At 69.3% G+C, this 11,265-nt stretch carries 9 protein-coding genes; 5 read left to right on the plus strand and 4 right to left on the minus strand.

All coding sequences use genetic code 11. The annotated features are described in order from the left end of the window. Positions 1–135: 135 nt before the first annotated feature. Positions 136–2,856, minus strand: coding sequence for a D-alanyl-D-alanine carboxypeptidase (locus tag VN520_RS06020; RefSeq protein WP_325745794.1), 2,721 nt, complete (start codon positions 2,854–2,856; stop codon positions 136–138). 164 nt (positions 2,857–3,020) lie between these two features. On the opposite strand from VN520_RS06020, the gene VN520_RS06025 reads away from it, so the two are divergent. The 5 genes from VN520_RS06025 (at position 3,021) to VN520_RS06045 (ending at position 8,072) form a co-directional block, all read left to right on the plus strand. Further along, entirely contained in the window at positions 3,021–3,740 is a 720-nt protein-coding gene (locus VN520_RS06025; RefSeq protein ID WP_325745795.1) for a GOLPH3/VPS74 family protein, read from the plus strand. Between the two features lie 238 nt (positions 3,741–3,978). Next, positions 3,979–4,836, plus strand: a complete 858-nt coding sequence (locus tag VN520_RS06030) for a helix-turn-helix transcriptional regulator (RefSeq protein ID WP_325745796.1) — start codon at positions 3,979–3,981, stop codon at positions 4,834–4,836. Between the two features lie 186 nt (positions 4,837–5,022). Next, complete coding sequence (locus VN520_RS06035; protein ID WP_014155679.1) at positions 5,023–5,229, plus strand: DUF397 domain-containing protein; 207 nt, start codon at positions 5,023–5,025, stop codon at positions 5,227–5,229. A gap of 556 nt (positions 5,230–5,785) precedes the next feature. Then, the gene (locus tag VN520_RS06040) at positions 5,786–7,366 is read left to right on the plus strand and encodes a sodium:solute symporter family protein (protein ID WP_325745797.1); all 1,581 of its coding nucleotides are present in this window, start codon (positions 5,786–5,788) and stop codon (positions 7,364–7,366) included. 268 nt (positions 7,367–7,634) lie between these two features. Continuing rightward, the gene (locus VN520_RS06045; RefSeq protein WP_325745798.1) at positions 7,635–8,072 is read left to right on the plus strand and encodes a barstar family protein; all 438 of its coding nucleotides are present in this window, start codon (positions 7,635–7,637) and stop codon (positions 8,070–8,072) included. A gap of 313 nt (positions 8,073–8,385) precedes the next feature. Here VN520_RS06045 and VN520_RS39560 read toward each other — a convergent pair whose 3' ends face one another. From VN520_RS39560 to VN520_RS06055, 3 genes are all read right to left on the minus strand, one after another. Then, positions 8,386–9,042: a transposase domain-containing protein gene (locus VN520_RS39560; protein WP_414719777.1), complete on the minus strand. Its 657-nt coding sequence runs from the start codon at positions 9,040–9,042 to the stop codon at positions 8,386–8,388. A gap of 93 nt (positions 9,043–9,135) precedes the next feature. Then, positions 9,136–10,251 (minus strand): ADP-ribosylglycohydrolase family protein, encoded by a 1,116-nt coding sequence (locus tag VN520_RS06050; protein ID WP_325745799.1) that lies wholly within the window; start codon positions 10,249–10,251, stop codon positions 9,136–9,138. Between the two features lie 245 nt (positions 10,252–10,496). Continuing rightward, entirely contained in the window at positions 10,497–10,970 is a 474-nt protein-coding gene (locus VN520_RS06055) for a carboxymuconolactone decarboxylase family protein (protein WP_325745800.1), read from the minus strand. Positions 10,971–11,265: the final 295 nt, after the last annotated feature.

Here is an 11,265-nt window from a genome sequence, read left to right on the forward strand (position 1 = left end):
CGCGTCCGGGCGCCCGTCCGTTGCTTTTGGGACGCTAGCACGCAGCTTTTTCCCCGCGCTGCCCCATGGGCGGACGGCTCCCGCCTCGGCTCCCTGCCCGCGCCTTCGCGTGGGCAGGGAGCAGGGGCGGTCCGGTCAGGTGATGCGGGTGAGCTTGTCGCCGAAGGACGGCTCGGCCAGTGCGGTGCCCAGCGTGACCGCGACCTCCACCTGGCTCGCGCCTTCTCCGACGGTCATCGTGCCGACCCTCGTGCCCGCTGCCGCCGCGTTCGGGATCGTCTTGCCGTCGTCGGTCAGTTCGAGCTTGACCGTGAGGCCGGGCCAGCCGACCGCCTTCACGTCCTCGGCCACGACGACGTCGGTGGTGTGGCCGAAGCCGTCGTCGACGACGCCGACGACCTGCCCCTTCTTCACGACGGTCCGGCTCTCCAGGAGGTCCTGCGTGGCGATCATGGCCTCCTTGCTCACCGCGTTCACCGTGTCGATGATCGACGGCTTGTGCTGCCCGAGGATCGCGCCGACGATGAGCTGGTCGGTGTCCCCGACCTTCTTGTGCGCCGCGAAGAGCAGGTTGCCGCCGGCCTTGGTCGTGGAGCCCGTCTTGATGCCGAGCGCGCCGTCGTACGGAACGAGGGTGTTGTAGTTCCGGTGGTACTTCCCCGAGGGGTCCGTCCAGGACGGCATCTTGGTGATGTCCATCAGCGCCGGGATCTCGACCAGTTTCTCGCCCAGTTTCACCTGGTCCTCGGCGGAGCTCACGGTGGTCGCGTTCAGCCCGGACGGGTCGGTGTAGGTGGTCTTCGTCATGCCGAGTTCCTTGGCGGTGTCGTTCATCTTCTTGACGAACGCCTTCTCGGAACCCGCGTCCCAGCGGGCGAGCAGCCTGGCGATGTTGTTCGCCGAGGGGATCATGATGGCCGCGAGGGCCTCCTGCTGCGTGAGCATGTCCCCGGCCTTGACCGTGTTGAGGGTCGACTCGCCCACCTGGTCGAGCTTGCCCTCCTTCTCGGCCCGTTCATCGATCTTGATGCTCGGCCCGTCCTCACCCTTCTTCAGCGGGTGGTCCTTGAGCACGAGGTAGGCGGTCATCGCCTTGGCCACGCTGCCGATCGGCACCGCCTCCTGCTCGCCGAACGAGTCGATGGGGCCGAGGCCCGTGGCAGACATGAAGCCCTGGCCCTCGTCCGGCCACGGCAGCGAGGGCTTGCCGCCCTCGAAGTCGTACGTCTGCTTCGCCGTCAGCTCGAGGACGGGCTCGGGAAGCGGGCGCACCGCCTGTGCGATCGCGAAGGCGATCAGGAGGAGAAGTACCAGCGGCGTCCAGATCTTGACCCGCCGGACCGCGGTGCGGACCGGCGTCTGGGGAGGCGGCGGGGTGTTCGTCAGCTCGGCGAGCAGATCGAGCGGCGGCTTGGGCGGCATGGGCTGCTGCCTGGTCCGCTCGGCCTCGGTGAGACCGGCCCCGGGGGCCCCGGGGGTGCCGGGAGCTGCCGCGACGTCCGGGGTCACCGTGGGACCGACCACGGCCGCGGGACGTACGTCGTCCGAGCGCAGCGGCACGAACGTGCTGGTCCGCTCGGAGGGCGACTCGGGAGAGCCGGAGGACTCGGGGGACCTGGGAGAGCCGGGGGACCCGGCCCCTGACGAGGCCTTGGCGGCCCAGGACGCGGGTTTCCGCGCCGCCTCCTTCTCCTTCGGCGGCAGCTTCAGCGCGGTCGTCGGCTGGTCGAGCTGCTCGGCCCGCGGCGCCTTGAAGACGGCGGTCGGATGATCGATTCCTCCCCCGGCACGGGCCGGCTCCGGCTCCTTCGCCGGAGAGGCTTCCTCCCGGGACTTCGGGACACGGGGAGCGACGGAAGCGCTGACAGCCGGTACGTCGTCGCTGTCGGCAACAGCCTTGGCATCGGTGCCGACGGCCTTGGCATCGCTGCCGGCTTCCGGCTCGGCGCCGTCACTGTCACCTGCGGTGTTCGAGTCGTCGGCCTCGCTGCTGTCGCTGGCGCCGCCGGTGTTCGAATCGTCGGCGGCGCTCGGCGTCTCGCCGGCAGCTGCCGGCGCCGTGCCGTCGTTGTCCGCCGCGGTGTCGTCGATGTCTGACGTCGTCCCGCCGGTGCCCATCGCCTTTTCGCCTTCGGCAGCCGAACCGTCGCCGCCGCCGCTGTCGGCCGCGCCCTTGCCCCCGTCCTCGCGCTGCTCGCTCCCGCCCTCGGGCGTACCGCCCTGAACTGCGGTTTCCTCGTCGGGATCGGTCGAGACCCACGCCGCGACGGCGGCACGCAGCCGGGCATCGGTCGGCGTCGATTCGGCCTCCGGTCTGGAGGCCGATCCGGAGTGGGATTCCGATTCCGCATCGGACTCCTGCCCGGCCTCGGAATCCCCGTCGGTCCCGGTTTCGGTCTCGGCTGCGGGGGCGGTCCCGGTCTCCGCCCCGGAGGCCGAATCCGCCTCCTTCGCGGCCGGGGCGGGCTTCGCCGCGCCCACGGACGCCCCAGGTGCCGACGTGGCCGCCCCGGGCGTCTCCTCCCCTTCGTGCCCCTCCTCGGCCTCCTCGCGAGGCCCAGAAGCCCCCTCAGAGCCCTCTGAGGCCTCCGGAGGCGCGGAGGACGCGTCTTCCGAAGCGCCGGCGCTCCCGGAGGGCGGCAGGCGGAAGACCGCCGTCCCGTCGTCGGTCGCGGCGTCCGTCACCTCGCCCGCCGCGTTCCCGCCCGTCGTGTTCCCGCCCGCCGCAGCGACCGGTTCGCGGAACACGGCGAGACGCGGATCGCGTTCCTCAGCCGTCCCCGACGACTTCCGCTGCTCCGACATGTCGGGGGACTCGCCCGCCACCGGTACCTCCTTGATGAGCCGCGGGGACATGCCCGCACTGTCCGAACCATCTACCAGTGTCCTGTGTGAACCCTTGGACGAGCCGCTAGACGAGAACGACATACCTAACGGTTCCCTCACAAAGCACCCAGGCACCCTCGACAGACCAATGTGAGAGGGGTCACCCTGTCACTCATCCACGCGGGGAGGCATGGATGGGCAGGAGCCGCAGAACAATCCCGGAGGAGCTTCTGCTGCTCGCTCTGGACCCGACCACGGGTACCACAGCGCAGCCGCAGTCGCTCGACCTCGGCCTGGCCGGGGCACAGCTAGTGGAGCTGGCTCTGGCAGGACGGATAGCCCCTGACGGGGATCGTATCGCCGTGGTGATGCCACGGCCGACAGGAGATCCGACTCTGGACTCCGCACTGGAACTGCTGCGCCGTCGTGGCAGTCCGGTCCGGGCCGTCCACTGGATCGGCGGGCCCCGGCTGGGACTTCGCCAGATCTACCTCGCTCATCTGGAACGGTGCGGCATGGTTCATGCCGTGGCGGGCCAGATGTGCGGAGTGCTGCCGACGACTCGCTACCAGGCGACGGACACGGCGATCAGCCGGGACATCAGAGCCCGGCTGGACAGTGCGATCCGCACCGGTGTACCGCCGGACCCGCGGACCGCGGCGCTCGCCGCACTGGCCCACGCGGTCGGACTCGGCAAGCACCTGTACCCCGGGAACGAGGGGCGCTCGTCGCGCTCCCGGCTCCGGGACCTGATCAGGCACGACCCGATGGGCGGCCTCGTGGCGCATGCCGTGATGGACGTCCAGAGCGGTGTGGCCGTCCAGCCGCGCCGCAACCAGCAGACGGCAGGCGTGCCGTTGCAGCCGCAAGCGCAAGCGCGTCGCGGCAGCATGGCGCACACCTCCGTCCACTGAGAGCACGACCGCGCGGACACTTGCGCGGAGCACCGAATACCGCCGCACCGACGTCCCCACGACCCGGTTCGGGAGCCGCACCAGGCGCGGGGCAGCCGGATCCACCGGCTGCCCCGCGCTCTTGCGTGCGGTGATTGCGTGTGGTCATTTCCCAGCGCGCCCGGGGGCCCGGGTGGCAATCTGCTGAGCAGCAGATACGCACAGCGACAAGAGCTGCATAGCCGGAGGTGCCGTTCCCGTGCCGACCAACGTCAATCCCACCGTCAGGCGACGCCGGTTGGGCCAGGAGTTGCGCCGCCTCCGCGAGATCAAGGGCATGACGGCCGAGGAGGTGGCCGAGCGCCTGCTGGTCTCGCAGTCGAAGATCAGCCGCCTGGAGAACGGCCGCCGCTCCATCAGCCAGCGCGACGTACGCGATCTCTGCGGCGTGTACGAGGTCGAGGACCACCGCATCGTCGACTCCCTGATGCAGATGGCGAAGGACTCCCGCCAGCAGGGCTGGTGGCACGCCTTCGGCGACATCCCGTACAGCGTGTACATCGGGCTGGAAACCGATGCCGAGTCCCTCCGGGTGTACGAACCCCAGGTCGTCCCCGGTCTGTTGCAGACCCGGAGCTACGCGGAGGCGCTGATCAACGGCGCACTGCCCGAGGCGCCGCCGTCCGACATCGAGAAGCGGGTGAACGTCCGCGCCCGTCGTCAGGACCGCGTCAACGCCCCCGAGCATCCCCTGCGCCTGTGGGCCGTCATCGACGAGTCCGCCCTGCGCCGGCTCGTGGGCGGCGAGCAGGTCATGATCGAACAGCTCGAACACCTCATCGAACAGTCCCAGCTGCCCCATGTGACCGTGCAGGTGCTGCCCTTCGACATGGGGGCGCACCCCGGCATCAACGGCCAGTACGCCATTCTGGAGTTCCCGGACGCCGCGGACTCCAGCGTCGTGTACATCGAGGGGGTCACCAGCGACCTCTACCTGGAGAAGGCGAACGACGTACAGCGCTACAGCGTCATGTACGAGCACCTGCGGGCGCAGGCGCTGAACGTGGACCAGACCCGCCAGTTCATCAGCGACATCGCCAAGAGCTACACCCACTGAGAGCCTCCGGTGGGGCGGAGGCGGGAAGATACACCGCCTCCGCCCCACAACGGAAGACCCGCATGGAATATGCCATCCGGTCGAGTGAACGTCGCCACCACCAAGGGAGGTTGGCGAGTAGCGTCGATCACGCCAACAGGAACGAAGTTGGTGCCACTTACATCAACTCTCTGAACCGGAGTGAACATGGCCATTCTTCAGGGCGCTACGGAAAACTGGACGAAGTCGTCGTACTCCGGCGGCAACGGGGCGTGCGTCGAAGTGAAGTCGCCCGTCACGCAGGCCATCGCCGTGCGCGACTCGAAGGCCCCCGAAGGCCCCTCGCTCTCCTTCGTCTCCGGAGCGTGGAACACCTTCGTGCGCGATGTCGCGTCGGGTTCGATCAACGCCTGAGCGATTCTTCGGCTCGCGCGCCGCGCCGTGCACCGTGCACCGGTCGCTGCGCACGACCGCCAGGAGCCCTCTCGACTGGTTCGCCGTCCTGGCCGAGGGGGCTCGGCCCGTCGCGTCGCACCCAGCGCCGCCGACCGACGTACTCCACGCATCGAAACCTCAGCAGCCGACACCGACAGCGCGCCCGGCACCATCGGCGCGTGAACATCACGTCGTGCAGCTTTCCCCTCTCTCCGGCCGCACGGGACCCGCATCCCGTGCGGTCGTTCTGCGTTCTCTGGCGTTCCTGCCTTGCGTCGATCTCTGCACAGCCTGACGAAGTGCCCGCTCATCGTGTGGCCGCGGTCACGTTCGCGACAACGCCTGGCAAGGTCAAGAAAAAGTAAAATCGTTCGGCTTACTGATCCGCGTTCACATTTCTGATCGGGAAAACCTTGACCGTGGACCCGGACAGACGGTTCAATCCCCGAAGTCCCGTTCCCGCGCGGGGCCCCGCTGAACGGCCGTACTGGCGAAGTGCGTTCCCGTTCACAAGGCGGACCCCTGGAGGGGGCACATGAACAGTCTCGACTGGGCCGTGCTCATCGGCTACTTCGGTGTGATGGTCGCGATCGGACTCTGGTCGCACAAGCGCGTGGACAACGTCAGCGACTTCTTCACGGCCGGCGGCAAGATGCCGTGGTGGCTGTCGGGCATCTCGCACCACATGTCCGGTTACAGCGCGGTGATGTTCACCGGTTACGCGGGTATCGCGTACCAGTACGGCGTCACGTCCTTCGTGACCTGGTCACTGCCGATCGCGATCGGCATCGGCATCGGCGCGAAGCTCTTCGCGCCCCGGCTCAACCGGCTGCGCTCGCGGCTGCACGTCGCCTCGCCGCTGGAGTACCTGAAGAACCGCTACAACGTCCCGACCCAGCAGGCCCTGGCCTGGTCCGGTCTGCTGCTGAAGATCGTGGACGTCGGCGCCAAGTGGGCCGCCATCGCCACACTGCTCTCCGTCTTCACGGGCATCACCCTCACCCAGGGCATCTTCATCACCGGCATCATCACGGCCGTCTACTGCACGGTCGGCGGACTGTGGGCCGACGCGCTCACCGAGCTCGGGCAGTTCATCATCCAGCTCTTCGCCGGGCTGGCCATGCTGGTGATCGTCATGAGCAAGCTCGGCGGCTTCAGCTCGCTGTGGACGGTCTGGGACAAGCTGCCCGAGGGCCACACGGAGCCGACGGCCGGCCCGTACACCGTGACCTTCCTCCTGGCGTACCTCTTCATCAAGACCTTCGAGTACAACGGCGGCATGTGGAACCAGGCCCAGCGTTACATGGCCACGGACTCCGCACGCTCCGCGACCCGTTCGGCTTACCTGTCCGCCGTTCTGTGGCTGGTCTGGCCGGTCGTGCTCTTCTTCCCGATGTGGGTGGCCCCGCTGCTCGTCGAGGCCAAGAAGCCGGACGCCTCGGACAGCTACGCCCTGATGACCGAACAGCTGCTGCCGCACGGGCTGCTGGGCCTGGTCGTCGTCGGCTTCTTCTCGCACACGATGGCCATGTGCTCCTCCGACGCGAACGCCATCTCGGCGGTCTTCACCCGGGACATCGCGCCGGTCTTCTCGAAGGCGGCCCGCACCTGGAGCAACCGCAGCGGGCTCATGGCCGCGCGGCTGTCCACGCTCGCCTTCCTCGGCCTGTCCATGGCGCTGGCGACACAGATCAACTCGCCGACGTTCAAGGACATCATCTCGGTCGTCATCAAGTGGGTGGCCGGCCTGATGGGCCCGATCGCCATCCCGTTCATGCTGGGCCTGCTGCGCAGGTTCCGCCGGTCCGGCCCGACAGCGGCGCTCACCAGCTGGGCAGCGGGGCTGTTCGCCTTCTTCTTCACCAACTACAACCTCGACGGTTCGGTGAAGACGGATGTCGCCCTGCAGTACCAGGTAGCTCTCCCGCTGGCGATCTCCCTCGTGCTCTACGTCGTCATCGGGTTCATCAAGCCCGAGGACACCCCGGAGCGCGACGCCCTGATCGAGAAGATCAACACCGATGGCGGGGGCCACGACGACGGAGCCGCGGCGGCAGCCGTGCCCGCGCAGAAGTCCGGTCCGCAGACCACGGGAGTTCCGGAGCGGAGGCCGTGAAGGACTGACCGTCCCGCAGGCGGGGGCGCATGAACGGTGGGCGGACGCGGCGGCGTCCGCCCGCCTTCTGCCTTCCGAGGACCTGCCGAGGGCCTGCCGGGACCCTTCCCCGGGGCTCCCCCGGGGCCTTCCCTGGCTTCCCCGGACCTCCCCCGGCCAATGCAGTTGTTTTGACGACCGAGTCGCTGAACCCCCGGACACAGGCCAACCACCCGCTGACCAGTGGAAGCGATCGGGACCGGGAGGACGCACCGGTACGGTTCTGAGCATGGTGATCGACAGAGGCTTCCACGAGGTTTCCGGCACGGACATTCCCGGGATACTCGACGAGGCCGCCCGCCAGGGCGTAGCCGTGTTCACGCTCTCCACCGCCGGGCAGACCGACAAGGAGACGTTTTTCGGGGCGGTGCGGGAGACACTTCCCCTCGACCCGCCGCTCGGGACCTCCCGCATGGTGTGGGACGCCCTCTCGGATTCGGTCTGGGGTGGGCTCCACAAGCTGAAGTCTCCCCGCGTGGTCATCATCTGGCCCGACGCCCGGCCCGTTGCGGGCGCCGAGGGTGATTTCTGGATCGCGCTGGACATCCTCCGCGACGTGGCCGAGTCCCTTGCCGAAGCCCGATGCACCAGCGAAAGGCCGACCCAGGTCTCCGTCTACATCGCCCCGGCCCCAACCGGTGGAGAAACAGCGCCGACAGAGGGCTGAGCGACTGCTTCACACGCCACCGTCCCTCTGCGGGGTGGTCTCTGCCTGGTCTTCAGGGCCGATTGGAGAGGTCACGGTGGCGGCATGACCTGTGCTCCCTTCAGCATCGGCCGTCCAGCCCGACGGGTGCTCTTCGGCTTCGAGGTCGGGTTGTTGGCCCAGCGGCCAGATTGCACGGCGCCGCGTCCGGCACGAGTCCTCAGCACAGGCCAGCGGTTCGGCTTCTTGATCCCTCGCGGGCAGTCCCGATTACGCCAGGCCGGCAGAAAACATGCTCGTGCCTCCCACCCGGCCTTGGCGGAGGAGCTTGGCGTTAGTCGTTCCGAGCTGGGACAAAATGCTGCGACGGACGATGCGAACACACTTCAGGTAGGAGACCCGGTCGGTGTCCACCGCCGGGCGGGCAAGCGCCGCCGCGTGGGCAAACCGGCGGATCGCGTGATGGACCGCGAGGTAGGCCCACAGTTCCTGTCTGAGGGGAGCCGAAGGGGACGTCGCCGGTGGTGGAGGGGCCGTCGAAGGTATCGCCGTTATTCGTCGAATCCGGTAGATCGGACTGGGTCCTCTCCAGAGCAAGGAGTCGCAGCCCTCGCCACCACGCGCCGGGCGTGTCCTCGGTGGCGAGCGGACCGGCCACTTGACGGAACACGGTCTCCAGCACATCCTCGCCGAGGCGGACGCGAGCCCGGCATAGCGACGACCGGTTCACCTGTGCGAGGGCCCGGCCGCCCGAGATGTCGCTGGTCAGCCCCGCAGCACTTCCTCGTCCTGGCTCCCGGGCGAACAGGCACAGAGCCAGGACGAGATACATGACCAGCCGAGCCGGCAGGAGGCGACGCCGCCACTCGATCCGGTCGTGCTTGGCTGTCGCCGCGTCCACCAGCTCAGCGGTGCACACCTTCGTCAGGATCCCGATCCGCGCCTGATGGCCCGCGCCCCGCCCCGTCACACTCGGGGCAACGATCCCCACGCCTCAAAGGCAACTGCATTGGCCTCCCTCGGCTCCCTGGGGCCTCCCCCGGCCTTCCCGAACCTTCCGGGGACTTTTCCCTGGCCCCGCCGCTCAGTCCCGCGGGTAGCGGGCCAGCCAGCCCGGCGCGATCGCGGCCGGACTGTGCAGGGCGGGTCCCTGGGTCATCTCCATCGCGAAGTCGTCGGAGAGTTCCAGGAGCGTCGGGCGTCCCTCCAGTTCTGCCAGCCAGGCCGGCGGCAGCGCCGTCTCGCCGTGCAGTGCTCCGAGAAGGGCTCCGCAGACGGCCCCTGTGGCCGCGGACGGCCCGGAGTGGTTCACGGCCAGGCGCAGCCCGTGCCGTACGTCCTCGCCCACCAGCGCGCAGTACAGCGCCACGGCGAGGACCTCCTCCGCGGAGTCGGTGTCACCGAGCGCCTCGATGAGGGCGGGCCCCGGGATGCCCTGGCGTACGGAACCGAGGGCCTGCCGGAGAGCCTCGGTGACCTGTTCGTGGCCCGGACGTCCGGCGAGCAGTGCGAGCGCGTGCTGCACCGAGCCGTCCAGGGTCTCCCCCCGGACCAGCCCGTGCACCATGACGGCGAGAGCTCCGGCCGCGAGCTGGGCGGTGGCATGGCCGTGGGTGTGGGCCGCGCACTCGACGGCCAGCTGGAGGACGAGCTGGGGCTCCCAGCCCACGAGCAGCCCGAACGGCGCGGAGCGGGTGAGCGCCGCCGAGTCCCGCGCGGCGGGGTTCTTGGGTACGGCGAGCGTGCCCATCGTGGTGTCACCGAAGCCGGCGAGGCACTCCCGGGTGGGGGCGCGGCGGGCGTACAGCCACTCCTCCATGGCCAGCCAGCCGTTGTCCTTGCGGCGTTCGTCGGGCCCCCAGGCACTCTGGGTGGCCGCCCAGCGCAGATGGGCGCGGTGCACGTCGGTGGGCGGGTGCCAGGCGCCGGTGTCGCGACGGACCTGGGCCCGGATCAGTCCGTCGACGGTGAAGAGGGTGAGCTGGGTGACGGCGGTGACGGCGCCCCTCCTGCCGTGGACGGGCACGAAGTCGGCCACCCCTTCCACGCCGTGGGCGGCGCGTATGGCCTCCAGGGTGAGCCCCGAGACACCCGCCCCGAGCGCGTCCCCGAGGGCGCCGCCGAGCAGGGCTCCCCGCACCCGGCCACGGAAGTCCTGCTGCTGGGCACGGCCCCAGACAGCTGTGGTCCCTGTGCTCACCGTGCCCCTTCCGTCCGGCCCACCGTCAGCGACTGCGCAAGCACTGTAATCGAACGGGAAGGGCCGCCTCAGGGACGGAACAGTATGTACGGACTGGTACGCGAGAGCACTTGTGCGCGGCATTCCTCATGATTTCCGGCCCGCGCCCCCGCGGCCGGAAGGACACCCGGCCGCGGGAGACGGAATCAGACCGCAGGGGGTGGGATCAGGCCGCAGGGGGCGGGATCAGACCGCCGGAGGCGGGATCAGCCGAACATACCGGGCCGGTAGCCACCCGCCGGCTGCTGGACGATCACGTTCAGGCGGTTGTACGCGTTGATGACGGCGATCAGGGCCACCAGGGCGACGAGCTGCTCCTCGTCGTAGTGCTCGGCGGCGTTCGCCCACACCTCGTCCGGTACGCCACCGGCCGCGTCGGCGATGCGGGTGCCCTGCTCCGCGAGCTCCAGGGCGGCACGCTCGGCGTCGGTGAAGACGGTGGCCTCGCGCCACACCGCGATCAGATTGAGCCGCAGCGCGGTCTCACCCGCCTCCGCGGCTTCCTTGGTGTGCATGTCGGTGCAGAACCCGCACCCGTTGATCTGGCTGGCGCGGATCTTGACCAGCTCCTGCGTCGCGGCGGGCAGGCCCGAGTCGGTGACCACCTTCCCCGCCGAGTTGATGTGCCTCAAGAAGGCGGCGGCGGCCTTGTTACCGAAGAGGTCGAGACGAGCGTTCATGATCAGCTCCTGAGTTGTTGCCGTTGCTCACACCCCCTCGACGGATCGGCCCCGGCGAGATGTGACATGACCTCATGTGATCTGGGTCTCCTGCGGGTCTCACCCCTCGCGCTTCCTGCACTCCGCGACCCGCAGCACGTCCGCAGCGGTTCCGTGGTCCGTACGAGCGCGAACCACAACAGCCCGCTCCCGCGTGGGCGGCTTCCGTGGATGTCGCGGCCGGGCGCTGCCCCCGCCCCGCCCGGCCCCCGGACCTCACGCGTCAGCAGGCAGGGGGGGCGGGTAGTCCGTGTAG

The sequence above is a fragment of the Streptomyces sp. genome, from assembly GCF_035563135.1.
Classification (GTDB): domain Bacteria; phylum Actinomycetota; class Actinomycetes; order Streptomycetales; family Streptomycetaceae; genus Streptomyces.